The sequence below is a fragment of the Actinoplanes palleronii genome, from assembly GCF_016862315.1.
Classification (GTDB): Bacteria; Actinomycetota; Actinomycetes; order Mycobacteriales; family Micromonosporaceae; genus Actinoplanes; species Actinoplanes palleronii.
The window spans coordinates 13657-37647 of record NZ_BOMS01000024.1 but is presented as its reverse complement, the minus strand read 5'-3'; the positions used below and the strand labels follow the sequence as shown (position 1 = coordinate 37647).

26 protein-coding genes are annotated in these 23991 nt (G+C 72.0%); 16 read left to right on the top strand and 10 right to left on the bottom strand.

What is annotated here, in order from left to right; translation table 11 throughout:
* Positions 1-327: 327 nt before the first annotated feature.
* Together Apa02nite_RS09040 and Apa02nite_RS09035 are read right to left on the bottom strand one after the other, a co-directional pair.
* Positions 328-1233 (bottom strand): alpha/beta fold hydrolase, encoded by a 906-nt coding sequence (locus Apa02nite_RS09040; RefSeq protein WP_203824648.1) that lies wholly within the window; start codon positions 1231-1233, stop codon positions 328-330.
* A complete protein-coding gene (locus tag Apa02nite_RS09035; RefSeq protein WP_203824647.1) occupies positions 1230-1733 on the bottom strand; it encodes a helix-turn-helix domain-containing protein in 504 nt (167 codons plus the stop codon). The genes Apa02nite_RS09040 and Apa02nite_RS09035 overlap by 4 nt, the downstream gene beginning before the upstream one ends.
* A gap of 144 nt (positions 1734-1877) precedes the next feature.
* Here Apa02nite_RS09035 and Apa02nite_RS09030 point away from each other — a divergent pair, with 144 nt between their 5' ends.
* Positions 1878-2429, top strand: a complete 552-nt coding sequence (locus Apa02nite_RS09030; protein ID WP_067689409.1) for a hypothetical protein — start codon at positions 1878-1880, stop codon at positions 2427-2429.
* Positions 2430-2449: 20 nt separating this feature from the next.
* Here the strand turns inward: Apa02nite_RS09030 and Apa02nite_RS09025 are convergent, their stop codons facing one another.
* Entirely contained in the window at positions 2450-3136 is a 687-nt protein-coding gene (locus Apa02nite_RS09025; protein ID WP_083971222.1) for an iron-dependent transcriptional repressor DtxR, read from the bottom strand.
* A gap of 148 nt (positions 3137-3284) precedes the next feature.
* On the opposite strand from Apa02nite_RS09025, the gene Apa02nite_RS09020 reads away from it, so the two are divergent.
* Both Apa02nite_RS09020 and Apa02nite_RS09015 read left to right on the top strand, forming a co-directional pair.
* Complete coding sequence (locus Apa02nite_RS09020; protein ID WP_203824646.1) at positions 3285-4469, top strand: acetoin utilization protein AcuC; 1185 nt, start codon at positions 3285-3287, stop codon at positions 4467-4469.
* A gap of 10 nt (positions 4470-4479) precedes the next feature.
* Positions 4480-7029 carry a bifunctional acetate--CoA ligase family protein/GNAT family N-acetyltransferase gene (locus Apa02nite_RS09015; RefSeq protein WP_203824645.1) on the top strand — a complete coding sequence of 850 codons (2550 nt, stop codon included), beginning with the start codon at positions 4480-4482 and terminating at the stop codon, positions 7027-7029.
* Positions 7030-7074: 45 nt separating this feature from the next.
* Here the strand turns inward: Apa02nite_RS09015 and sigB are convergent, their stop codons facing one another.
* On the bottom strand, positions 7075-8028 hold the full coding sequence (gene sigB, locus Apa02nite_RS09010; RefSeq protein ID WP_203824644.1) for an RNA polymerase sigma factor SigB: 954 nt from the start codon (positions 8026-8028) through the stop codon (positions 7075-7077).
* 248 nt (positions 8029-8276) lie between these two features.
* Between sigB and Apa02nite_RS09005 the strand changes: the two genes are divergently transcribed.
* Both Apa02nite_RS09005 and Apa02nite_RS09000 read left to right on the top strand, forming a co-directional pair.
* Positions 8277-9065 (top strand): sporulation protein, encoded by a 789-nt coding sequence (locus Apa02nite_RS09005; protein WP_203824643.1) that lies wholly within the window; start codon positions 8277-8279, stop codon positions 9063-9065.
* A 47-nt stretch (positions 9066-9112) separates the two neighbouring features.
* Complete coding sequence (locus Apa02nite_RS09000; protein ID WP_203824642.1) at positions 9113-10420, top strand: phospholipase D-like domain-containing protein; 1308 nt, start codon at positions 9113-9115, stop codon at positions 10418-10420.
* Here Apa02nite_RS09000 and dtd read toward each other — a convergent pair whose 3' ends face one another.
* On the bottom strand, positions 10421-10843 hold the full coding sequence (gene dtd, locus Apa02nite_RS08995) for a D-aminoacyl-tRNA deacylase (RefSeq protein ID WP_203824641.1): 423 nt from the start codon (positions 10841-10843) through the stop codon (positions 10421-10423).
* A gap of 232 nt (positions 10844-11075) precedes the next feature.
* Between dtd and Apa02nite_RS08990 the strand changes: the two genes are divergently transcribed.
* The 5 genes from Apa02nite_RS08990 to Apa02nite_RS08970 all read left to right on the top strand — a co-directional run bounded on the left by Apa02nite_RS08990 (position 11076) and on the right by Apa02nite_RS08970 (position 15107).
* Positions 11076-12926, top strand: coding sequence for a methyl-accepting chemotaxis protein (locus Apa02nite_RS08990; RefSeq protein ID WP_203824640.1), 1851 nt, complete (start codon positions 11076-11078; stop codon positions 12924-12926).
* 4 nt (positions 12927-12930) lie between these two features.
* A complete protein-coding gene (locus Apa02nite_RS08985; protein ID WP_203824639.1) occupies positions 12931-13383 on the top strand; it encodes a chemotaxis protein CheW in 453 nt (150 codons plus the stop codon).
* Between the two features lie 16 nt (positions 13384-13399).
* Entirely contained in the window at positions 13400-14233 is an 834-nt protein-coding gene (locus tag Apa02nite_RS08980; protein WP_203824638.1) for a chemotaxis protein CheW, read from the top strand.
* 86 nt (positions 14234-14319) lie between these two features.
* On the top strand, positions 14320-14592 hold the full coding sequence (locus Apa02nite_RS08975) for a hypothetical protein (RefSeq protein ID WP_203824637.1): 273 nt from the start codon (positions 14320-14322) through the stop codon (positions 14590-14592).
* Positions 14589-15107, top strand: a complete 519-nt coding sequence (locus Apa02nite_RS08970) for a GAF domain-containing protein (RefSeq protein ID WP_239164205.1) — start codon at positions 14589-14591, stop codon at positions 15105-15107. Before Apa02nite_RS08975 ends, Apa02nite_RS08970 begins: the two co-directional genes overlap by 4 nt.
* 28 nt (positions 15108-15135) lie before the next feature.
* Here Apa02nite_RS08970 and Apa02nite_RS08965 read toward each other — a convergent pair whose 3' ends face one another.
* Together Apa02nite_RS08965 and Apa02nite_RS08960 are read right to left on the bottom strand one after the other, a co-directional pair.
* Entirely contained in the window at positions 15136-15561 is a 426-nt protein-coding gene (locus tag Apa02nite_RS08965; RefSeq protein WP_203824636.1) for a hypothetical protein, read from the bottom strand.
* Positions 15558-15893: a type II toxin-antitoxin system HicB family antitoxin gene (locus Apa02nite_RS08960; RefSeq protein ID WP_203824635.1), complete on the bottom strand. Its 336-nt coding sequence runs from the start codon at positions 15891-15893 to the stop codon at positions 15558-15560. The genes Apa02nite_RS08965 and Apa02nite_RS08960 overlap by 4 nt, the downstream gene beginning before the upstream one ends.
* Before the next feature lie 192 nt (positions 15894-16085).
* Here Apa02nite_RS08960 and Apa02nite_RS08955 point away from each other — a divergent pair, with 192 nt between their 5' ends.
* A complete protein-coding gene (locus Apa02nite_RS08955) occupies positions 16086-16661 on the top strand; it encodes an HhH-GPD-type base excision DNA repair protein (RefSeq protein ID WP_067689450.1) in 576 nt (191 codons plus the stop codon).
* A gap of 60 nt (positions 16662-16721) precedes the next feature.
* The gene (locus Apa02nite_RS08950; RefSeq protein ID WP_067689453.1) at positions 16722-17117 is read left to right on the top strand and encodes a DUF3099 domain-containing protein; all 396 of its coding nucleotides are present in this window, start codon (positions 16722-16724) and stop codon (positions 17115-17117) included.
* A gap of 16 nt (positions 17118-17133) precedes the next feature.
* Here the strand turns inward: Apa02nite_RS08950 and Apa02nite_RS08945 are convergent, their stop codons facing one another.
* Positions 17134-18027 (bottom strand): carbohydrate kinase family protein, encoded by an 894-nt coding sequence (locus Apa02nite_RS08945; RefSeq protein ID WP_203824634.1) that lies wholly within the window; start codon positions 18025-18027, stop codon positions 17134-17136.
* Between the two features lie 3 nt (positions 18028-18030).
* Positions 18031-18981 carry a pseudouridine-5'-phosphate glycosidase gene (locus tag Apa02nite_RS08940; protein ID WP_067689459.1) on the bottom strand — a complete coding sequence of 317 codons (951 nt, stop codon included), beginning with the start codon at positions 18979-18981 and terminating at the stop codon, positions 18031-18033.
* A 116-nt stretch (positions 18982-19097) separates the two neighbouring features.
* On the opposite strand from Apa02nite_RS08940, the gene Apa02nite_RS08935 reads away from it, so the two are divergent.
* The 4 genes from Apa02nite_RS08935 to Apa02nite_RS08920 all read left to right on the top strand — a co-directional run bounded on the left by Apa02nite_RS08935 (position 19098) and on the right by Apa02nite_RS08920 (position 23647).
* Complete coding sequence (locus Apa02nite_RS08935) at positions 19098-19322, top strand: DUF3039 domain-containing protein (RefSeq protein ID WP_198170770.1); 225 nt, start codon at positions 19098-19100, stop codon at positions 19320-19322.
* Between the two features lie 7 nt (positions 19323-19329).
* The gene (locus Apa02nite_RS08930; RefSeq protein ID WP_203824633.1) at positions 19330-19944 is read left to right on the top strand and encodes a trimeric intracellular cation channel family protein; all 615 of its coding nucleotides are present in this window, start codon (positions 19330-19332) and stop codon (positions 19942-19944) included.
* Between the two features lie 92 nt (positions 19945-20036).
* Positions 20037-21770, top strand: a complete 1734-nt coding sequence (locus Apa02nite_RS08925; RefSeq protein WP_067689466.1) for a DEAD/DEAH box helicase — start codon at positions 20037-20039, stop codon at positions 21768-21770.
* A 281-nt stretch (positions 21771-22051) separates the two neighbouring features.
* Positions 22052-23647, top strand: a complete 1596-nt coding sequence (locus Apa02nite_RS08920; protein WP_239164204.1) for a GGDEF domain-containing protein — start codon at positions 22052-22054, stop codon at positions 23645-23647.
* 96 nt (positions 23648-23743) lie between these two features.
* Here Apa02nite_RS08920 and Apa02nite_RS08915 read toward each other — a convergent pair whose 3' ends face one another.
* Complete coding sequence (locus Apa02nite_RS08915) at positions 23744-23986, bottom strand: DUF7455 domain-containing protein (protein ID WP_067689806.1); 243 nt, start codon at positions 23984-23986, stop codon at positions 23744-23746.
* Positions 23987-23991: the final 5 nt, after the last annotated feature.

Genomic DNA, 23991 nt, shown 5'->3' with positions numbered 1-23991 from the left:
AAAAGATCGATGTCGTGCGTCCGCTGGGGTACAGATCGCCGCTCCCGCCGGGACCCTCCGGGCGCCGCTGGCCGCTACGCGTCCAAAGCGCGACCCCCTCCGGGCGACGTCCGCGCTCCTCAAGGTCACCCCAACCCCGAGCGGTGTGGGGTTTTTGGGTGCGGTGCGCGCCCAAATTTCACACGCAAGCTGGCGACGGGCGTTGTGTGGGGTTTTTGGGTGCGCTGCGCGCCCAAATTTCACACGCAAGCTGGTGACGAGCGTTGTGTGGGGTTTTTGGGTGCGGAGCGCGCCCAAACTTCACACGCGGGCTGCCGCCGGGCGGGGTCAGCGGTGTTCGGTGAGGAAGTCGGTGATCACGGAGGCGAGCAGGGTGGGCTGTTCGACCACCATGGCGTGGGAGGCGTCGGCGAGCTGCAGGTGGCGCAGGTTCGGCACAGCCCGGGCCTGGGCCAGCAGGAACCGGCGGTGCGCCGCGTACAGGTCGGCGAACGGCTCCTGCTCCGGCAGGTCGCGGGTGGCCAGCACGAGCAGCGACGGGCAGGTGGTCGCGGCGTGGACCGGGGTCAGGTCGAGCTCGTTCATCAGCGTGCGGAGCTGGGTCACGACCTCGAAGGTGGGCCGGAACGTGGTCCGGCCGTCCTTGCCGTGCACCAGGTTTCGGCGGAAGCCCTCGATCCACACCTTCTCGTTGGCGCCCATGTCCCGGGCCGCCATCTGCTGGCGCTCCACCAGGTCGGCCAGCTCGCCCGCCTCGACGGTCTGCCCGGCGGCGGCCTCCACCATGTCGAAGACCGCGGCCAGGCGCTCCAGCTCGGCCTCGGCCTTCTCCCGGTCCAGGCCGAGGAGCTGGTCGGGCCGGGTGGGTGGCGGGTTGCCGTCCAGGCTCACCACGCCGGGGGACTCCGGGTGGCGCTCGCCCCAGAGCGTGGCCACCATGCCGCCCAGCGAGTGCCCGACCACGGCGGGCCGGTCGAGTTCGAGTTTCACGCAGACCGCGGCCAGGTCGCCGAGCGCGGCGTCCCAGCTCCACGGCCCGTCCGCGGACCGGCCGTGCCCGCGCAGGTCGACGGTGACCACCCGGTGGTGCGGCCGCAGCGCGCGGGCCAGCACGGTCATCTGGGCGAGGTTGCCGCCCGCGCCGTGCAGGAGCAGCAGCGGTGGCGCGTCGCCCCCGAAGTCGCGAACGGCGATCTGCACGTTCCCCGCGTCGACAAGACTGTCGTGGATCATTGCCCCTCCTCTTCCGTGAACTGAAGCCCGGGATCGCCGGTCGTGGACTCGGCCCGCAGCAGGCGTTCCCGGACCGCGTCGACCGGCACGCCGCCGTCCGGATGCCGGGGGAGCTTGCCCCGGCGGATCAGGTCGTGCACGCCCTGCCGGCTGATGCCGAGCATCGCGCCGGCCATCGCGTACGTGACCGACGCCGCGAACGGGTGCCCCACCCGGCGGGCCACCGCCTGCCCGAGCGGTGTGCTCCACCACGCGACCGGCGGCGCGAACGCGTGATCGTCCGGATAGAGCGTGGCGATCAGCCGGGCGATGGTGCGCACCGCGTCCGGCTCGGGACCGTGCTCGATGACGGCCGCCCAGTCGAGCGCGCGCCGGTGCAGCCGCCTGCGGACCGTGTCCACGCTCGCGTCCCCCTCGAGCAGGATCTCCAGCGGGTCGGTCAGGCGCACGTCGAGCAGGTGGGCGATCTGCTCCGCCAGCGCACCGGACCCACTGCTCATGCCCTGATCGTGCGCTACTTGACAAGCCATGTCAAGTAGCCCGCCGTGCGACCTCGGCGTCACTGTCCGTACATCGATGGACTGCCACTTCCGCTCACGCCCGCGGGGCAATAAGGTGTGCCCCGAACCGGGAGGGAATCACTAGTGCGTACGGGTTTCGCCGTTCTCGGCGTCGTCGCGTTGCTCGCCGTGTCCGGCTGCAACGAGAAGGAAGACGTGCCGACGAAGCTACCCCCGGTCACCGTCGCCCAGGTGCCGGCCGCCTCCGCGGGCGGCGCGTGCATCCTGTGGGACTGGGGCTTCATCGAGGAGAAGATCGGCGTCCAGTTCGGGGTCGCCGCCTCCGACCAGGTCGACGACACGTCCACCTGCGTGGTGCAGACCGTCAGCGGTTCCTGGCCCGACCTGTCGGTGTCGGTGGTCGAGCAGACCAAGGCGGACGCCAAGATCTTCCTGGCCGAGCGGATGCCGAAGAAGGCGGTCAAGCTCAAGGGCCTCGGCAAGGCCGCGTACCGGCTGAACGGCGCGGCGACCGGCGGGCACGGCCCGACCGTGGAGATCGGCTGGCTGAGCGAGGCCGAGCAGCTGCAGACCTTGAAGTTCACCTTCGCCAAGGGCGCGTCGAAAGCGACAGTGACCCAGATGAACGCCAAGCTGCTCGACCTTGCCAAGGCGATGGACACCACCGACGGCTGACCGAGCCCGCCGGTGGAAGATCAGCGAGCCGCGACGAACACCCGCGACGCGACCTCACGCGGCAGCCGGATCTTGTCACCCGACTTGTCGATGGTCACCCCGTCCCGCTCCTGCGCGACCGTCACCGTCGTACCCGGGTCGATGCCGGCGGCGTGCAGCTGCCGCAACACGTCCGCGTTCGTCTGGACGCTCTCGCAGATCCGGGACACCACGACGCTGCCGGTCAGGCCGGGGAACGCCAGGTTGCGCTCGCCGTGGGCGAACGGGTCGACGGTGTCGTCGGACAGGCCCAGCTGTTCCAGCCCGGGGATCGGGTTCCCGTACGGCGAGCGGGTCGGCTTGTTCAGCAGCTCGTAGACCCGGCGCTCGACCGAGTCGCTCATCACGTGTTCCCACCGGCACGCCTCTTCGTGGGCTTCTTCCCACGGCATGCCGATCACGTTGACCAGTAGTAGTTCCGCAAGCCGGTGCTTGCGCATGACGGAGACGGCGGTGGCCCGGCCCTCCTCGGTCAGCACCAGGTGACGGTCTCCCTCGACGGTGAGCAGACCGTCCCGCTCCATGCGGGCGACCGTCTGACTGACCGTGGGGCCGCTCTGGTGCAGGCGCTCGGCGATGCGCGCGCGCAGCGGAGGCACGCCTTCTTCTTCGAGTTCGAGAATGGTCCGGAGATACATCTCGGTGGTATCGACAAGGTCGTTCACGATGCGGTCCTCCCAGCAGCGATGTTACCGCGTGGCGGGGGGTTGACATCCGCCCCGAGCAAGTGCCAGGAGACCCTACCCGAGCCGGGGGCCGGCGTGCCCCGAGAGAGGGACGCGAGCCGGACCGGAAAACCCGTGGGAGCATGGCGGCATGGCGGACGACACGACGGCGGTGGTCTGGGACAAGGCCCTGCTCGACTACGACATGGGCGACCACCCGCTGAACCCGGTACGCGTAGAGCTGACCATGGCGCTCGCCCGTGAGCTGGGTGTCCTGAACCGGCCGGGTGTGCAGTTGATCACGCCACGGCCGGCCACCGAGGCCGAGCTGACCCGGGTGCACCGGGCGGACTATCTCGATGCCGTACGCCAGGCCCCGATCGATCCGTTCTTCCTGGGCTGGGGCCTGAACACCCCGGACAACCCGGTCTTCGACGGCATGCACGAGTCCTCGGCGCGGATCTGCGGCGCCAGCATCGCGGCCGTCGAGGCGGTCTGGCACGGCGCCGCCCGCCGCGCGGTGAACGTGGCCGGCGGCCTGCACCACGCGATGCCGGCCCGGGCGGCCGGGTTCTGCGTCTACAACGACCCCGCGGTGGCGATCGCCTGGCTGCTGGACCACGGCGCGCAGCGGGTGGCCTACCTGGACGTCGACGTGCACCACGGCGACGGGGTGCAGGCGGTGTTCTACAACGATCCGCGGGTGCTCACGGTCAGCCTGCACGAGACGCCGCTGGCGCTGTTCCCGGGCACCGGGTTCTGCGACGAGACCGGCGGCCCGGGCGCGGAGGGCACCGCGGTGAACGTGCCGCTGCCACCGGGCACCGGCGACGCCGGCTGGCTGCGGGCGTTCCACGCGGTGGTGCCGTCGGTGGTCCGGGCGTTCGCGCCGGAGATCATCGTGAGCCAGTGCGGCGCGGACGCGCACCGGCTCGACCCGCTCGCCGATCTCCAGCTGTCGGTGGACGGCCAGCGGGCGGCGTACATCGCGATGCGCGCGCTCGCCGACGAGCTCTGCGAGGGCCGCTGGGTGGCGATGGGCGGTGGCGGGTACGCGCTGGTCGAGGTGGTGCCCCGGGCGTGGACGCACCTGCTCGCGGTGGCCTCCGGTGAGCCGTTGGACCCGGTCACCCGGGTCCCGAAGTCCTGGCAGAAGCTCGCCGCCGACCGTCGCCCCGGCACACCCGTGCCGGAGATGATGGGTGACGGCACCCCGCCGCCGCAGGAGACCTGGTCACCGGGCACCGACACCGACCCGGTCGACCGGGCCATCCTCGCGGCCCGCCTGGCGGTGTTCCCGCTGCACGGGCTGGATCCCCACGACCCTCGTGATTGAAGACTGAGCCATGGAGCGCAGCGCAGACGTCCTACTGGCCGACGGCACCGCCGTGCACTTGCGGCGGATCCGCCCCGAGGACGCTCCGGCCATCGTCGAGTTCCACTCCCGGATGAGCGACCGCACCCGGTACCTGCGGTACTTCTCGCCCTACCCGCGAATTCCGGAACGCGACCTGCAGCGGTTCGTCAACGTCGACCACCGCGACCGGGAGGCGTTCGTGACGGTCGCCGCCGACGGCCGGATCACCTCGGTCGGCCGGTACGAACGGCTCGGCCCGGACTCCCCGGAGGCCGAGGTCGCGTTCGTGGTGGAGGACGCCCAGCAGGGCCGGGGGATCGGCTCGGTGCTGCTCGAGCACCTCGCCGACGCGGCCCGCGACCACGGCCTGACCCGCTTCGTCGCCGAGGTGCTCCCGGAGAACGGCGGCATGCTGCGGGTCTTCGGCGACTCCGGTTATCAGGTGCAGCGCCGGTACGCCGACGGCGTGGTCCATCTCAGCTTCCCGATCGCGCCCACCGAGAAGTCCCGTGAGGTGCAGGAGTCCCGCGAGCACCTGACCGAGTCCCGGTCGATCGCGCGGCTGATCGCCCCGCGCGGCATCGCGATCTACGGTGCCAGTGCGAGCGGGCACGGGATCGGCGCGGCGATACTCGGCAATCTGCGGGACGGCGGCTTCACCGGCGGGATCGTCCCGGTGCATCCCACGGCGGAACGGGTCGCCGGGCTCACCGCGTACCGGAAAGCGTCTGATGCCGGAACACCCATCGACCTGGCCGTGATCGCGGTCCCGGCCGGGCGGGTCGCGGAGGCCTTGGCCGACGCGGCGGCCGCGGGCGCCGGCGGCGTGGTGATCGGTTCGGCGGGGTTCGCGGACGCCGGCCCGGAGGGTGCCCGACAGCAGCGGGCACTGATCGAAACCGCACACGCGGCCGGGTTGCGGGTGGTCGGCCCGAGCAGTTTCGGGATCGCCAACACCGACCCGGAGGTCCGGCTGAACGCCACCATGGCGCCCCGGCTGCCGGCCGCCGGGCGGGTCGGTTTCTTCGCGCAGAGCGGCGCGCTCGGTGTGGCGCTGCTGGCCGAGGCGGACCGCCGTGGCCTGGGCCTGTCCAGTTTCGTGTCGGCCGGCAACCGGGCCGACGTCTCCGGCAACGACCTGCTGCAGTACTGGCGCGACGACCCGGGCACCGACGTGGTGCTGCTCTATCTGGAGACGTTCGGCAATCCGCGCAAGTTCGCCCGGCTGGCCCGCCGGATGAGCCGGGTGAAACCGGTCGTCGCGGTGGCCTCGGCGACCCGCCCGCCGGGTCTCGCCGGTGACATGCCGGGCCCGGACGCGCACGCGGTGACCGCGCTGTTCGCCCGCTCCGGGGTGATCCGGGTGGACACCGTGCAGGAGCTGTTCGACGTCGGGATGCTGCTCGCCCACCAGCCGCTGCCGGCCGGTCGCCGGGTGGCAGTGGTCGGCAATTCGTCCGCGTTGGCGGCGCTGGCCGAGGTCGCCTGCCGGGCGGCCGGGCTGGTGATCGCCGAGGGCTATCCGCACGACCTGAGCCCGCTCGCCACCGCGCACGACCTGGCCGACGCGCTCGCCGACGCCGCCGTCGACGACCGGGTGGACGCGCTGGTGGTGGTGTTCGCCCCGGCCGTGCCCGGCCAGCAACTCACCGAGGAGGACGCGGACTTCGCGGTGGCGCTGGCCAGCGTCGCCCTGGCCGGCGAGAAGCCGACGGTGGCCACCCTGGTGTTCGGCCGGGTGCCGCCGCGGGTGCCGGCCTATCCGTCGGTCGAGGAGGCGGTCCGCGCGCTGGCCCGGGTGGTCAACTACGCGGACTGGCTGCGTCGTCCGCCGGGGGTCATGCCGGCGCTGGCCGGGGTGGACGCGGCCGCCGCGGAATCCGCGTCGACCCCGGTGGAGCTGCTGGCGGCCTACGGGATCCCGGTGGTTCCCTCGACCCTCGCCCGCTCCGCGGACGAAGCGGTCGCCGCGGCGGCCGAGCTGGGCTATCCGGTCGCGCTCAAGGCGGCAGGCGGTGGGTTGCGGCACCGGATCGACCTCGGCGCGGTGCGGCTGGCCCAGGCCGACGAGGATTCGGTACGCACGGCCTACCGCGACCTGGCCGCCACCTTCGGCCCGGACGTGCTCGTGCAGACCATGGTCGCGCCGGGCGTGGCGTGCGTGATCGAGGTGGTCGAGGATCCGGCGTTCGGCCCGGTGGTCGGGTTCGGCCTGGGTGGCGTGGCCAGCGAGCTGCTGGGCGACCTGGCCTGGCGAGCCGCCCCGCTGACCGACCGGGCCGCCGAGGCGCTCGTCGACGAGCCCCGCGCGGCCCCGCTGCTGCACGGGTACCGCGGCTCCACCCCGGTCGACCGGGACGCGCTGATCGACCTGCTGCTGCGGGTGGGCCGGCTCGCCGACGAGCACCCACGGGTCCGGTCGCTGCTGCTCAACCCGGTGCTGATGCGCCCGGACGGCTTCTCGGTGCTGCACGCCGCTGTCGAGTTCGGCGATCACGGCGTACGCCCGGACACCGGCCCGCGCCGCCTCCGCTCATGAGAAACGCCCCGGCTCGTGAAGAGCCGGGGCGTTGCGTCAAGAAGATCAGACCGCGTACGCCTCGAGGCGGGAAGCCCGCTCCGGGTCACGCAGCTTGAGCATCGTCACCTTCTCGATCTGGCGGATCCGCTCGCGGCTCAGGCCGAACTCGCGGCCCACCTCGTCGAGGGTGCGCTGACGGCCGTCGTCCAGGCCGAAGCGCAGCCGGATCACCGCGGACTCCCGCTCGGTGAGCGTGCCGAGCACGATCTCCACCTCGCTGCGCAGCTCGCCCTGGCCGACGCCCTCGCCGGGCTGGTTCGGGTCGACCGCGGCGACGAAGTCACCGAGGGCGCTCTCGCCGTCCTCGCCGACCGCCTGGTCCAGGCTGACCGGCTCCCGGTCGTACGAGATGAGCTCGATGACCTGGAACTCCGGCACCGCCATCGCCACCGCGATCTCCGCGATGCTGGGCTCCCGGCCGAGCTGGGTGGCCAGGTCCCGGCGGGCCCGGACCATCCGGTTGACCTGCTCGACCATGTGCACCGGGATGCGGATGGTGCGGGCCTGGTCGGCCATGGCGCGGGTGATGGCCTGGCGGATCCACCAGGTGGCGTACGTGGAGAACTTGTAGCCCTTGGTGTAGTCGAACTTCTCGACCGCGCGGATCAGGCCGAGGTTGCCCTCCTGGATCAGGTCGAGGAAGGCCATGCCGCGACCGGTGTACCGCTTCGCGATGCTGACCACGAGCCGCAGGTTCGCCTCGAGCAGGTGGTTCTTGGCGGCCTTGCCCTCGGCGGAGATGACCCGCAGCAGCGGCGCCAGCTCGTCGCCGGCGGCCGGGAGCTTCTCCTCGGCGTAGAGGCCGGCCTCGATCCGCTTGGAGAGGGTCACCTCTTCGACGGCGGTCAGCAGGCGGGTGCGACCGATCCCGTTCAGGTACGCCCGGACCAGGTCAGCGGAGACGCCACGTTCGTCCGTCGCGTCGAGGTCGGCCATCGGCTCGACTTCGTCGGTCATGATGTTCTCAGCCGTCGCTTTCGTCTCCAGGGCCACTTGGGTCCTCCCCCGTTTGTCGTGCCTTACCGCACTTCCGTGCCGGTGACGAGAAGCTTCGTCGCATCCGCGTTAAGCGGAGGTGAGGCCAGCGTCCAGGTGGCATGAATAAGGGAGAACCCTGACGTCGGCAAGCCGACAAGCCCGGGTGAAAGGGACGCTTCGCGGTTGTCGCGCCGAGATAATGTGCTGGGGCCGAGGAGGAGATGACCGTGGTTTTCAAGCGAATGTTGCAGGCGTTCGGAGTGGGCGGGCCGTCCGTCGACACCGTGTTGACCAACCCGAACTGCCGACCGGGCGGATTCCTGGAGGGTCAGGTGCACGTGCTCGGCGGCGACCACGCGGTCGACGTGGAGTACGTCGCGATCGGCCTGATGACCCGGGTCGAGGTGGAGAGCGGCGACAACGAGTACCAGAGCAACCAGGAGTTCCATCGGCAGCGGCTGACCGGCTCGTTCCGGCTGGAGCCCGGTGCCCGGCACGACGTGCCGTTCCGGTTCGAGGTGCCGTGGCAGACCCCGATCACCGAGGTCTACGGCCAGCACCTGCACGGCATGACGATGGGCCTGGCCACCGAGCTGGAGGTGGCCCGCGCGGTGGACAAGTCCGACCTGGACGCCGTGCAGGTGCACCCGCTTCCGGCGCAGGAGCGGATCCTGGAGGCGCTGTTGCGGCTCGGTTTCCGCTTCCACAAGGCCGACGTGGAGCGCGGCCGGGTGTACGGCGTCGAGCAGGAGCTGCCGTTCTACCAGGAGATCGAGTTCTACCCGCCGGCCCAGTACGCCAGCGGCATCAACCAGCTCGAGCTGACCTTCCTGCCCACCCCGCACAAGCTGCAGGTGGTGCTGGAGCTGGACAAGCGCGGCGGCCTGTTCACCGAGGGCCACGACGCGTTCGGCAGCTTCGACGTGGAGTACGCGACCGCCGACCAGGTGGACTGGACCGGCCAGCTGGACAACTGGCTGCGCCAGGCGGCATCCCGCCGGGGGCTCTTCTTTTGATCAAGTAACATTCTCCCGCATCTTTATTTACTAGGGGGAATGTATTGATGCGGAAGTTCTTCGCCGCTCTTGTCCTGCCGTTGATCGCCGGGGTGGTCGCCATCGCGCCGTCCCCGGCGAGCGCAGCCGAGCCGGACCCGGTGATCAACTCGGCCGTGTTCAACAACCCGGCCGGCTCGGTGACCCAGCAGTACGCGATCTATCAGCAGATCGCCCGGGTCATCGACCGGGTGCCGGCCGGTGAGACGCTGCGCCTGTCGTGGCTCGACTTCAGCACTCCCGGCGCTGCCGGGCAGGCCGACACGGCGGAGACGCCGAACCTGGTCGAACGGTTGACGGCGGCGCACCAGCGCGGCGTCAACGTGCAGATCATCCTGAACTACGGGTCGTACGACGACGCCGACGGCAACCGGATCTACCCCGGGCTCGCGCTCGAGGGCGAGCTGGGCACGAACACCGCCGCCTCGTCGTTCATCCTCTTCTGCCGGGACCAGACCGGTTGCATCGCCAAGCGGACGGTCTACTCCGTCAAGGCGTACAACCACAACAAGTTCCTGCTGGCGTCGCGGATCGTGCTGAACAACGGCACCTCGGTGAGCAACGTGACGTTCCAGTCGTCCGGCAACCTGACGACGTGGGACGCGAACACCGCGTTCAACAACTCGATCACCTGGAGCGAGGCGGCGTCGTACGCGAACTACGTCACGTACTTCAACGACCAGAAGAAGTTCGGGCCGTCGCTGACCGGTGACGACGACTATTACCAGACCGGTTCCACGAACGACACGTACAAGACGCACTTCTTCCCGCGTCACGAGACCGACGACAACCCGGGTCAGGCGACCACCGACACGATGATCTCCGTGTTGAACTCGGTGACGTGCTCGTACAAGGGTGCGACGGACGGGCTGACCCACCAGACCGACGTCCGCGTCGTGATCTGGGGCTTCTCCCGGACCGAGCTGGCCAAGAAGCTCGCCGCGCTGGCCAAGGCCGGCTGCTGGGTGGACGTCGTCTACGCCGCCGGTCCGACGGCTGACCCGTACGCGTACACCAGCGAGAACGTGGTCAACGCGCTGAAGGCCGGCGGCACCAACGTCGGGCTGCACAGCTGTGGCGTGGCGTTCAGCGGCCGGACCCTGAAGCCGCACAGCAAGTACATGCTGATCGACGGTGCGTACGACGACGACCAGATCCCGCGGGTCTTCACCGGCAGCGCCAACTACACGTTCTCGTCGCTGCGCGGCGCGGACGAGACGATCGTGCGGGTACGCAGCGCGGCCATCCACGCCCAGTACCTGTCGAACTTCTACAAGGTGCGGGACACCTGCAGCGGCAAGATCCCGCCGTCCTGATCAGAGTTCCAGCAGGATCGTCCGCGGTCCGACGTTGACGCTCTCCACCAGCATGTGCGCCCGGAAGCGACCGGTTTCGACGGTCGCTCCCCGGGCGCGCAGTGCTTCCACGTACGCGGTGATCAGCGGCTCGGCCACCTCGGCGGGCGCGGCCGCGTTCCAGGTCGGGCGCCGGCCCTTGCGCGCGTCGCCGTACAGGGTGAACTGACTGACCACCAGCAGCGGCGCGCCCTCGTCCGAGGCGGACCGGTCGCCGTCCAGGATGCGCAGCTCGTAGGTCTTGCGGGCGAGCTCGGCGGCCAGCGCCGGGGTGTCCTCGTGGGTGACCCCGACCAGCACCAGCAGGCCGTCGGTGATCGCGCCGATGATCGTCTCGTCGACCGTGACGCTCGCCCGGCTCACCGTCTGCACCAAAGCCCGCATGTCTTCCCGCCCTCGCCGATCCACGTGTCGCCGCCCGCCGCGGCTGATCGTGAACGGTAAACGACGGCGCCCGGGGGCAGGCATCGAACTAGTCGCATACTCCCTCCGCGGGCAGAGTGCGGTGCCAGGATCTCAGCTGGGTGGAGAAACCGTTCCAGGCGGTAGCCGGGCGCGCTGCTGACGACGGGCGCTCGGGCGCCTGGCGGACCGGACCCAGACGGGAGATCGCCCCATGCCGCACACCGGCACCGCCACAGCACCGCCTCGCTCACCGGTCACGCCCGCGGTCACCCGGTCCGGGCAGCCGGCGGACGCGGCGCCGCGAGGCGGCCGGTCGAAAGGCGGGCGGCGCCGGACGGCGGACCGGATCGCCGGTGCGGTCGCCGGGATCGCGGCGCAGAACGTCCAGGCAGCCCAGGACTACCAGCAGCTCACCGAGTCGATGCGGCAGATCGCCGCTGCCGCCGAGGTGACGGCCGGCGCGGCGCAGCGCGGCCTGATCGCGATGGACGAGGTCGAGGAACGGGCCGAGCGGCAGCTGCGAGCCGCACGCCACGTGATCGAGTTCGGTCAGGCGCTGCAGAACCTGCTCCACCACACCCCTCCCGGCCCCACCACCGCCCCGACCGGCGGGCCGGCGCTGGCTCGTGCCGAACTGGCGAGACAGGCCGGCGAGCTGGGCGCGACCGTGGCGTGCGTCGCCGACGTCGCCGACCAGGCGGACCTGCTGGCGCTCAACGCGGCACTCGAGGCGTCCCGGGCCGGCCCGGACGGCCGGGGCTTCACGATCGTGGCGGACGAGGTGCGTGTCCTCGCCGGCACCGCCGAGCTTGCCACCCGGCAGATCCGTGACCTGGTCGGCGAGGTGCGCGACCGGGTCGCCGAGATCGCCGCCGGGCCGGCCTCGACGACGGGCCGGGCGGTCACCACGACGCCGGCGACGGTCCGGGCCGACCTGGGCGCGATCCTGAGCGGCGCCGCCGAGATGACCGAACTCGCCGAGCGGGCCCGGGCCACGGCCGGCGCCGCCGGGCAGCGCGCCACGGAGATCGCCACGGCGGCCGAGCAACAGGTCGTGGTCGCCGACCTGTCCCTGCAGGCGGCACGGCGGCAGAGCGAGGCGCTGGAACGCAGCGAACGGGCCGCCGAGGCACTGGCCGGGATCGTCGAGGACGTCCGCGACGGCTCGGGCGGCACCGGGGCGACGACCGGCCCGGTCGAGGAGCTGGCCGGCGCGGCGGAGGAGCTCACCCGGGCCGCCACCGGGATCGGCGCGGCCCTCGCCGAGATCGATGCGAGCGCCCGGACCGCCGCCGAGAAGGGCTGGCGGGCCGCCGAGGCGATCAACCGGGTCGAGCAGGCCGTCCAACTCGCGATCACCCGGGACGCCGCCGGGGTGGAGCGGGCCGACGCGCTGCTCGCCGTCCTCGAGGCCGGCCGGGCGACGGCCGGTGCGACGATCGAGGCGTACGCCCAGGCCGGCCGGGACACCCTGCGGCACCTCCGGACGGTCACCGAGCTGGAGCGGCTCGCCCGCCGGATCGACCGGATCGCCGGCGTCGTCGGGACCGTCGCGGTGCAGGCCACCATGCTCGCGGTGCACGGCGCGGCCGAGGCGGTCCGGGCCGGCGAGCGCGGCACGGGGTTCGCGAAGGTCTGCGCCGGTGTCCGTGACCTGGCCCGGGACGCGACGGACCGGGCCGGCCGGATCGGCGACCTGGTCGTCGCGGTGCAGGACCGGATCGCCGAGGTGCGTGACGACCTCGCCGAGACCGGCCGGCAGCTGCGGGCCGAGCAGACGGCGGCCACCGCCGGCCTCACCCGGCTGGACGAGATCGATCACGCGGTGCGGCAGGTGCGCGGTGGCGGCGAGGAGGTCCGCGAGTCGGCCGAGGCGCTGGCCAAGGCGCTCAGCGGGGTCCGCGGCGGGCTGGAGAACGTGGCGTCCGCCGCGAACCAGGCCGAGCATCTGGCCGCGCAGGCCGTGCTCGCCGCCCGTGACCAGGCCCGGGGCGCCGGTGATCTGGCCGCGACGGCCGGGGAGATCGCCGCACGCACCGACGAGCTGCCGAAGGCGGACTGACCGGATGAGCGACTACGTCACGTTCGAGCTGGCGGGGGAGCGGTGCGCGTTCCCGACGGACCGGGTCAAGGAGATCATCCGGATGCCGGAGGTGGTCCGGGTCCCGCTCGGGCCGCCGGCCCTGGTCGGGCTCGCCGACCTGCACGGCCGGGCACTGCCGGTGGTCAGCCTGCGGGTGTGCTGCGCGATGGAGCAGCCCGAGCAGGACGCGACCAGCCGGGTGATCGTGATGGACGGCGACGTGCCGCTCGGCTTCGTGGTCGATCGGGTCTCCGGCGTGATCAGCGTGGACCCGTCGGCGGTGGATCCGGCCGAGGAGGTCCGGGCCGCGGTGCACCCGGACGTGCTGGCCGGCGTGATCCGGTCGGGCGGCGGGGCGATGACCGCGGTGCTGGACGTGGACCGGCTGATCGACGGCCGGTACCGGCCCGCGGCCACGGCCCGGTCCGAAGCCTGACGACCGGCAGGACGGCATGAAACCCTTGCTGGCCCAGTTTCTCGCCGAGGCGGACGACCTGCTCGCCCCGGTCGGCGAGAGCCTGCTCCGGCTGCGGCGGAACCCGGATGATCGGACGGCGGCCGACACGATGTTCCGGGCCGCGCACACCCTCCGGGCCTCGTCCGGTCTCTTCGACCTGCCCGAGCTGACCCGGCTCGCCCACGCGATCGAGGACCGCCTGGCCGAGGTCCGGTCCGACCGGCCCGTCCCGGCCGACGATCTCCAGACCGGATTCGATCAGATCCGCGGCTGGTTGACGCACGTCGCCGCGCACGGCCGCCTGCCGGTCCGGGCCGACATCTCTCCGGTACGTCGTACCGCCCCGCCTCGCGTCCTCCACACCGTCGCCGACGAACCCGGCGAACCCGTGGAGTCCACCCCGCTGGTGATGGTCGGCGTGGCCGGGCAGCGGTTCGGCATCCCGGCCGGCCAGGTGACCGAGACGATCCGGGTGCCGCCCACCGGGCTGGGCCGGGTGCTGGGCCGGGACGTGGTGGTCAGCGGCGACACCGTGCTGCCGGTGCTCGACCTGGCCCGGGCCCTGCGGCTCTCCGACGCCCCGCCCCCGCCGGACGGGTGCCGCACGGTGCTGGTGACCCGGGTGGGCGGGCGCCGGGCCGGGCTGCTCGTCCAGCGGCTGCACGGGACCTGCGACGTGCCGCTGCGGCCGATGGAGGGCCTGCTCACCCCGGCCGCCGAGTTCGCCGGCACCGCGCTGCCCGGCGACGGGCCGGTGCTCCTGGTGCTGAACCTGACGACGGTGCTCGACCGTGCCGAACAGAGCTGGGGGCGTACCGAACCGCCGTGACGGCGGTCGACGACCCAGCAGACCCGGAACGAAAATGTTCTATCGAGTTGTCCGGAGCGGTAGTCCGGACAGGAAGAGGCGCCGCGATGCCTGGCATGGAGGATTACGGCCACGAGCTGCCGACCGAGCAGGACGCCGTGAAGTCCTTCGCGGACCTGGTCGGCCCGGAGATGGCCGACGGGCTGTGGACCCTTGCGGTGCGGTCGCTCGGCCTGCAGCGGCCGGTCACCAGCTCGGCCGACCTGCGACGGGTGGCCGAGCACGTGATGGAGGTGGGCGAGCTGAGCCGGGTGGCCGCGCGCTCGCTGAAGGTCCGGCTGATCACGTACGAGGCCCTGGCCCGGACCGGCCCGTCATGAGAATGCCGGCCTACCCGCAGCTCTACGAGCGTGACCGGCTCCGCGAGGTGGCCCGGCTCGGCCTGGACCGGGGCGAGCAGCGGGCGTACCTGACCGAGGTGGTCGAGCGGGTCTCGAACCGGCTCGGCACCCCGTTCGCGATGGTGGACGCCCTGCTCGACGACGCCCAGGTGTTCCTGGCCGGCTGCGGCCCGGTCCCGGACTGGATCGCCGAGGCGGACGGCACCCCGATCGAGTGGGCGTTCTGCACCCCGTTCCTGACCGAGCAGGCCCCCCGCGCCGTCGCCGACTTCACCATCCATCCGGAGCATCGGGACAACCCGCTGGTCACGCTGGAGGGCATGCGGTCATACATCGGGGCCCCGCTGGTCTCCTCCGGCGGCCACGTGGTCGGCGCCCTCTGCGCCCTGGACCTGCGCCGCCGCCAGTTCACCGACCTCGACCTCGAATACCTGACCGGGATGGCCCATGAAACAGTCCGCCGCATCGAAGAACACGCCGACCCGGCCCCCTGATCTCCGATGACGTGCCGGCGTGCCGGTCTCAAGAGCCGCCGGCCCAGAAACGGTTCAGGCGGTTGACGGCCTCGTCCTTCGTCATCGCGGCCAGCTCTGCCTCGGTGAGGCCGACGCGGTGGAGGAGCAGGTGGACGAGTTCGAGGGGGAGTGACTCCTCCGGGGTTTCCGGGATGCCGCGATCCGGTTTGACGCCGTCCTGAACGCAGTCCCAGAACTCGGCGGCCTTGACGTCGAGCTGGTCGCGCAGGATATGGGCCCAGATCCGCGGCCCGTAGGCGGTCCGATCGGCGGGGTGGGAGATCCTGGTGCGCAGGATGCGGCCGTCCCGGAGGCGTAGTTCGTAAGTGATGTGGTGGGTTCCGGTTCGTCCGCGGGCATCGCGGACGTTCTCCCAGCCCTCGACGGTGCAGAACTTCTCGTGCAACTCGCGGGTCGGCTGAGGCCAGGTCATCGCCCGGCTCCGACCAGCCAGTCCCGCAGTTGAGCGTCGTCACTGAGGCAGATCAGCTGGACCAGCCCCCAATTCGCGGCATGGTTGGGCGCGTCGAGCAGGTGGTCCTGCCAATCCTCGGCGTACTCGCGGAGGGCGGCGACCGTTTCGTCGAGAGCCTCGTCGACAGTCGCGCCGTCGGCGGCCACGGGCAGACCGGGAATGAAGACCGACCACCCGCCACCCTCGGCCACGATCTCGGCCTTCGCGGGTGTCACGGCCGCGAGGAAGTACCGCAGGCGCTCCTGATCGACGAAGGCCGTCGTCCGGGAGTCCCGCCGCACCGTCGCCACGCGGCCACGCTCGGCCGCATCCAGCAGAGCCTTCAGGTGAGTCCGGGCTTCTGTGTAGCTTTCGTAGTGAACCGCCGACATCACTCCACCCCCTCCATCGCAAGCGTGCCGCGCCGCGACAAGTACGTCAAGTACGTCAGGTACTTGACGTACTCCCTCTTCGTGGCTCCCCTCGTGGTGGAAGATGGCCGCATGACGTTCTCCCTGCCCATTCCCGCCGAGGCCAACGCGCTGCTGGACCGGAGCTCGCTGGCGGTCCTGCTCGGGCTGGTCCTGGACCAGCAGATCACCATGGAGAAGGCGTTCACCTCGCCGCTCGTGCTGGTGCAGCGGCTGGGTCACGAGCCGACCGCGACCGAGCTGGCCGACTTCGACCCGGCCGCGCTGCTCGAGTTCTTCGCCACCCCGCCGGCCCTGCACCGGTTCCCGAAGGCGATGGCCACCCGGGTCCAGGAGGTCTGCCGGGTGATCGCCGACCGGTACGACGGTGACGTCGCCGCGCTCTGGCGGGACGTGCCGACCGGCGCCGAGCTGTACCAGCGGATCGTCGCGCTGCCCGGTTTCGGCCAGCAGAAGGCGCAGATCTTCGTGGCGCTGCTCGGCAAGCAGTGCGGTGTCCAGCCGACCGGCTGGCGCGAGGCCGCCGGCGGGTACGGCGGCGAGGGCGCGTACCGATCGGTTGCCGACATCGTCGACGACGCCTCGCTGACCAAGGTGCGTGAGTACAAGAAGGCCGCGAAAGCCGAGGCGAAAGCCACCAAGTCCTAGTCCGGGTGGGCACTTCGGCCCGGCCGGTGCGAGGATGGCGGAGTCGAACGGGAGTGCCCTGTGAAGAAGCCGCCCTCGGTGGTCATCACCGACGCCGCGCGCAGCCCCAGCGATCAACTCCGTAGCCGGGAGTTCCGCTACGTGACGATGATGAGCGCCCGGGTCGGCTGCCTGATCCTCGGTGGCGTGCTGGCCAGCCTGAGACCGCCATGGCTGCCGCTCTGGCTGACGCTCTGCGCGGCCGGCATGGTCTTCCTGCCGTGGGCCGCGGTGCTGATCGCCAACGACCGGGCGCCGAAGACCAAGGCCGAGCGGGCCGCCGACGCGGCCGCCCGGGAGCACCAGCGGCAGGAGACGCTCGCCGGACTGTCCGCCACGCCCGAGCCCGTCGCGCCGATCGTCATCGACGCCGAGGTGGTCGAGCCGACCGGCGCCGAGCGGCACCGGCCGGCCTGAGCCGCACCGCCCCGTCTCACGAAGGGCGCGGGCGGGCACCGATCCACTGGACGGCCGCGGCGCCGAGCACCGCACCGGACCGCAGCGCGGCCACCGGGTCCGCGCCGGACAACCATGCGGTGAGCAGGCCCGCGGCGAAGGCGTCACCGGCGCCGGTCGGATCCTTCACCGGTACGTCCAGCGCCGGCGCCGCACCGGCCGAACCGTCCCGCCCGGCCCACACCGCGCCACCGGCGCCCTGCTTCACCACCGCGTACCGGACCTGCGCGGTCAGCCGCCCGGCCTGCTCGGCGGCGGTGCCCGGCCCGGCCAGCACGTCGGCCTCGTCGGCGTTGCAGAGCAGCACGTCGCTCTCCCGTACCCAAGCCAGGAACTCCCCGGCCCCGGCGTCGCGCAACGGGGCAGCGGACGCCGCGTCGACGCTCACCGTGAGTCCGTGCCGCCGGGCGGCTGCCAGGGCCGCCAGGCCCGCCGGCCGCGACCCGGCGTGCAGCAGCGGGTACCCGGAGAGGTGCAGGTGGCTGCCGGGCGCCGCGGCCGCGATCACCGCGGTCACGTGCTCCGGGTCGAGCAGCAGGCAGGCGCCCCGATCGGTGATCATGGTGCGTTCGGCGGCGCCGGTGAGCACCACCACGCTGCCGGTGACCGCGCCCGGGCGCACCTGGATCGCGTCACCCACCCCGGCCGCTACCAGCTCGGCCACCCGGTCCCGCCCGGCCTGGTCGTCGCCGACCGCGGCCACCAGGACGGTCGCCTGCCCGGCGTGCGCCAGCCAGGCGGCCGTGTTGGCCGCCTGGCCCCCGCCGCTCACCCGGATGGCGGCGGCGGTGTCGGTGCCCGGCCGGATCGGCCCGTCGTGCTCGACCAGCACGTCGGTGACCAGGTCACCGACGACGATCACGGCGCCCATCGATCAGGCCGGCACGGCGAAGCCCACCGGCACGGCCGTCCCGGCGTTCTCGGCCGCCGCGATCCGGGCCGCCAGGGCGGCGTTGCGCAGGATGATCCGGACGTTCACCGCGAGGCTCTGCCCCTCGGTGCTGGAGTGGAAGTGCGCCAGCAGGAACGGGGTGACCGCCTTGCCGGTGACGCCCTCCTCGGCGAGCTTGGCCAGCCCGGAGGCCAGCGTCCGGTCGTGCAGCGCCGGGTCCAGCTGCTCGTCGGCCGGCAGCGGGTTGGCCAGCACCAGGGCGCCGTCGCTGACCTCCTGGTCCCGGCGGGCCCGGATGAAGTCGGCGACCTGCTCCGGCGAGTCGAGCTGCCAGTCCACGTCGAAACCGCCGTCGGTGATGAAGAACCCGGGGAAGCGGCGGGTGGCGTACCCGGCCACCGAGACGCCGAGGGTCTCCAGGCGCTCCAGGGTGGCGCCCACGTCGAGGATCGACTTGACGCCGGCGCAGACCACCACGATCGGGGTCCGGGCCAGCGCGGTCAGGTCGGCGGACTCGTCGAAGGTGAGGTTCGCCTCCCGGTGCACCCCGCCCAGGCCGCCGGTGGCGAACACGCCGATCCCGGCCGCCGCGGCGATCGCGCTGGTGGCGGCGACCGTGGTGGCGCCGTCGGCGCGCCGGGCCGCGGCGATCGCCAGGTCCCGGACCGAGAGCTTGGCGACGTCGCCGGCGAGCGCCAGGTGCTCGATCTGCGCGTCGTCCAGCCCGACGACGATCTTTCCGCCGATCATGCCGATGGTGGCCGGTACGGCGCCGTTGTCCCGGACGGTCTGCTCGATCTCCCGGGCGACCCGCAGATTGTCCGGGTGCGGCAGGCCGTGCGAGATGATCGTGCTTTCCAGGGCCACGACGGGCCGGCCGTCCCGGCGCGCACGGGTCACGTGGTCGCCGTAGCTAAGTGCGAAGTCAGTCACGGTGGCTACGGTACGACGCTGGGCTGCTGCGTTGTCGTTGGACCGACCAGGCGTGAGGTGTCAGACTTGTCGGCTGGAGCTTTCCTCCATGTCTTTAGCGATCTCCTGAAGGGCAGATACCCGTGAGCACCCAGATCCTCGAGCGTCCGGAAACCAAGGAAGCCGACACCGGTCCGGAGATGTTCCATTACGTGCGCAAGGAGAAAATCGCGGAGAGTGCCGTGATGGGCACCCACGTGGTCGCGCTCTGCGGCGAGACCTTCCCGGTCACCAAGGTGCCGAAGAAGGGCTCCCCGGTCTGTCCGCAGTGCAAGGAGATCTACGAAGCCATGAAGGCCTGATCCGGGCGTGGCGAGCGGATACCTCCTGCTCGTCGCGGATCTGATCGGGGTGGCGGTGTTCGCCGCCTCCGGCGCCTCGGCCGGCGTAGCGAAGCGCCTCGACCTGTTCGGGGTGGCGTTCGTCGGCTTCGCGGCGGCCCTGGGTGGTGGCATCCTGCGTGACCTGACGATCGGTGCCGTCCCGCCGCTCGCGTTCGCCGACTGGCGGTATGCGACGACCGCGGTGCTCGCCTCGGTCGCGGTCTTCTGGCTGCACCCGCGACTGAACCGGGTGCGGCGTGCGGTGCTGCTCCTGGACGCCGCCGGACTGGGCCTGTTCACCGCGACCGGAACCCTGAAGGCCCTGCACGCCGGTGTCCCGGCGGTCGGCGCGTGCCTGCTCGGCATGCTCACCGCGATCGGCGGCGGCCTGACCCGCGACCTGCTCACCGGGGAGATCCCGGTGGTGCTGCAACGTGACTTCTACGCGATCGTCGCCCTGGGCGGGGCGATTCTCGTCACCGTGCTGGATCGTCTCGGCGTCACCGGCCTGGTTCCGCTGGTCACCGCCGCGGGCCTGATGACCGGGGTGCGCCTGCTCGCTCTTTATCGGCGGTGGTCGGCCCCCGTGGCGGTGCCGTAGCCACGATTCGCCCGGCTCCACGGCTATGCTGGGAACTCGCCTCCGCGACCTCGCCGCGGGGGTTTTTCCATGGATGAAGGGATCATCGGAGCTTGAGCCCGACTCTGCCGAACCTGGAGATCTTCCCGCCCCTGCGGGCATGGCAGCGCAAGGCGATGGTGGAGTACCTGCGCCGCCGTTCCGACGACTTCATGGCCGTGGCCACCCCCGGCGCCGGCAAGACCACGTTCGCCCTGCGCCTGGCCGCGGAGATGCTCGTCGACGGCACGATCGACGCGGTCACCGTGGTCTGCCCGACCGAGCACCTGAAGACCCAGTGGTCGCAGGCCGCGGCCCGGATCGGCATCCAGCTCGACCCGCGGTTCAAGAACTCGGAGGTCCACTCGTCGCGGGACTTCCACGGCGCGGTGGTCACGTACGCGCAGGTCGGCATGGCGCCCGCGGTGCACAAACGGCGCACCATCACCCGCCGCACCATGGTCATCCTGGACGAGATCCACCACGCCGGTGACGCGCGGACCTGGGGCGACGGGGTCAAGGACGCGTTCGAGCCGGCGGTCCGCCGACTGCTGCTCACCGGGACGCCGTTCCGCTCCGACGAGAACCCGATCCCGTTCGTGCAGTACGAGCGGGGCCAGGACGGCCTGCAGCGCTCCAAGGCCGACTCGGTCTACGGCTACGCCGAGGCGCTGCGCGACCGGGTGGTCCGGCCGGTGATGTTCATGGCGTACTCCGGCGAGACCCGGTGGCGCACCAACGCCGGTGACGAGCTGGCCGCCCGGCTGGGCGAGCCGATGACCAAGGACTTGATCGCGCAGGCCTGGCGTACCGCCCTGGACCATCGCGGTGAGTGGATGCCGCAGGTGATGCGGGCCGCGCACGCCCGGCTGATGCACGTCCGCAAGAACGGCATGCCGGACGCCGGTGGCCTGGTCATCGCGAGTGACCAGACCGCGGCCCGGGCGTACGCGAAGCTCCTGCACGACCTGACCGGCGAGTCACCGACCGTGGTCCTCTCCGACGACGACGGCGCGTCCGGCCGGATCGCCACGTTCGCGAACTCCGACCAGCAGTGGATGGTCGCGGTCCGGATGGTGTCCGAGGGCGTCGACATCCCGCGCCTGGGCGTCGGGGTCTACGCCACCAGCGCCTCGACGCCGCTCTATTTCGCCCAGGCGATCGGCCGGTTCGTCCGGTCCCGCCGCGACGGCGAGACCGCCACGGTGTTCCTGCCCAGCGTGCCGCACCTGCTCGGGCTGGCCTCCGAGATGGAGGAGCAGCGCAACCACGTCCTGGGCGCGCCCAAGGAGAAGGACGGCCTCGAGGACACGCTGCTGGAGCGCGCGCAGAAGTCCGAGGACGCCCTCGGTGACCTGGAGAAACAGTTCGAGGCGCTGTCCGCCACCGCCGAGCTCGACCAGGTCATCTACGACGGCGCCTCGTTCGGCACCGGCGCGCAGACCGGCACCCAGGAGGAGGCCGACTACCTGGGCCTGCCCGGGCTGCTCACCCCGGACGAGGTGTCGATGCTGCTCAACAAGCGGCAGTCCGAGCAGCTGGCCACCCAGAAGCGCCAGGAGCAGGAGCAGGCCAAGGCCACCCCGGTCGCCGTGGTCCGCGAGGCGGTGGTGCAGATGAGCGCCGGCGAACGCCGCGCGACTTTGCGCCGTCAGCTGAACACCCTGGTCGCGGCGCACCACCACCGCACCAACCTGCCGCACGGCAAGATCCACGCGGAGCTGCGCCGGCTGTGCGGCGGTCCGCCGAGCGCCCAGGCCACCATCGAACAGCTCGAAGAGCGAATCGCCACCATCCAAACCCTTTAACCCCATTTTGTACGAATAACGAGTCCCGTCCGCAGGCTACGAGCCACGTCCCGCCCGTGGGGCCCGCGAGGCCGCGACCACCCGGGCCGTTCCGCGCGTCGCGGTCCCGCGCCGCTCACCACGCGAGGCCGCGGCCACCCCGGACCGCAAGCGCGCCTCCCGGTCATCGGCTGGCTCCCGGGGGTGCCTCCGCGCCGCGGAGGCACCCCCGAGGACCAGCCCGGTCCCTTTTCCTCGCATGGCACCGCCAGCAGCCGATCAGTCGCCCGGAGGTGATGCTCGTGCGGGAGACCACACAGCACGCGGTACGCCTGCTGGAGCGGGCACAGACCGGCGACGCGATCGCCGCCCTGGCCGAGGCCGAGGCGGTGCTCCGGTCCGTCACCGGCGACCTCGCCGACGGCCCGGCCTGCATGCACTTCGTCCGGGTGGTGGCACACATCGCCCAGGGTGAGCCGCTCGCCGCCATCGCCGCCGCCGAGCCGATGCTGCGGGCCGCGCGCCGCGAGGGCAGCGCCGGCTGGCAGGCCTGCGCCCTGGCCAGCCGGGCCTGGCAGCGCCTGCGGCTGGGCGAGACGGACACCGCCGAGCACGACGTCGCCGGCGTACTGCGCGACCTGGTCGCCGCCGGGATCCTGGCGGCCGGCGAGCCGGACCCGGTCGCCGCGGTCAACTCCCGGGTCGCCATCGCCATCGGCTGGTACGAGCTCCGCCTCTACGAGCTGGTCGTGCCGCAGTTCCGCAGCGCGTACGAGATGAGCTTCGCGGACGGCGAGCAGAACGGCAACCGCGCCATGTGGCTGCTGAACCTCACCGAGACGCACCTGCGCTGGGCCCTCGAGCTCTACCAGATCAACCGGGTCGCCGAGGCGGAGAGCCACACCGCCGAGGCCGAGCGCTACGCCACCCAGGCGGCCCGGGAGGTCTCCGGCGACGACGCGGGCAGCTGGCGGGACAACGCGCTGCTCTACGCGGCCTGTGCCCGCGCGGACCGGCACGACCCGGCCGGCGCCGCCGTGGACATCGCGTTCTACGCGGCCCGGCTCGCGGAACGGGGCGCCGCCCCGGACGCGCTGGCCACCAGCCGGATCTTCCACGGGGTGGCGCTGCTGCGCTCCGGCCGGCCGGACGAGGCCATCGAGGTGATGACGCGGGCGGTCGCCGACCTGCGTCCGGACACCGACTGGCTCGTGGTCGCCGGTACACACCGCACGCAGGCCGTCCTGCTGGCCCACCTGGGCTCCAGCGACGCCCGGACCACCCTCGCCTACGGGGACGGCCTGGCCACCGCTCTGTGGCGCCAGCGGCTGAACACCCTGCACGCCGCCCGCGCCCTCTACGACCTGGAGCTGCTGCGCGTGCAGCACGACCAGGTGGCGCGGGCCGCCGAGCTGGACCCGCTGACCGGCATCGCCAACCGGCGCGCCCTCGACCGGGCCGTGGAGCTGGCCGGGAACACCTCCGGCGCGGACCGGCAGCGGTACGCCGTCCTGGTGATCGACACCGACAAGTTCAAGATGATCAACGACAGTCAGGGGCACGCCGCGGGTGACGTGGCGCTGCGTGCGATCGCGGCGGCGCTGGCCGCGCAGGGCGGCGCCCAGGACCTGGTGGCCCGGCTGGGCGGTGACGAGTTCGCCGCTCTGTTGCCCGGCGCGGACGAGGACGCCGCGGCCGTGGTGGCGTCCCGGATGGTGCTCGCGGTCCGCGCCATCCCGGACTGCATCGCCACGGTCAGCATCGGTGTCGCGGTCGGTGTGGCCGCGGACCTGTCCGACGCGGTGCTGCGGGCCGACGCGGCGATGTACCGGGTCAAGCGGCGTGGCGGCGACGGCGTGGAGTGGGACGACCCGGGTGTCACGGCGCTGGCCGCCTGAATTCACGCTGCAGCACCCCCTGGTCACCCAAAAGGGGCGCCTCGTGGGAGGCGCCCCTTTCAGTCGTCTTCAGTTGTGGGGGACCGCTGCTAGCTGTTAGTTGCTGGAGTTCGACATCAGGTTGGCGCCGCGCCAGGTGAATTCCGGATCGGCGGAGAACTGCACCGCGATCTTCACCAGGTCCTCGGCGTAACGGTTGGCATGGTGGCCACAGAACACCAGCTCGCCACCGCCTGCCAGAGTCAAACGGAGCTTCCCGGCTGCATTGCAGCGGTCGCACCGTTCATCGGCTGCTAGGCCGGCCAGGCTTCCCGCCGGCGGCGTGAGGGTCGGGGTCATCGCCT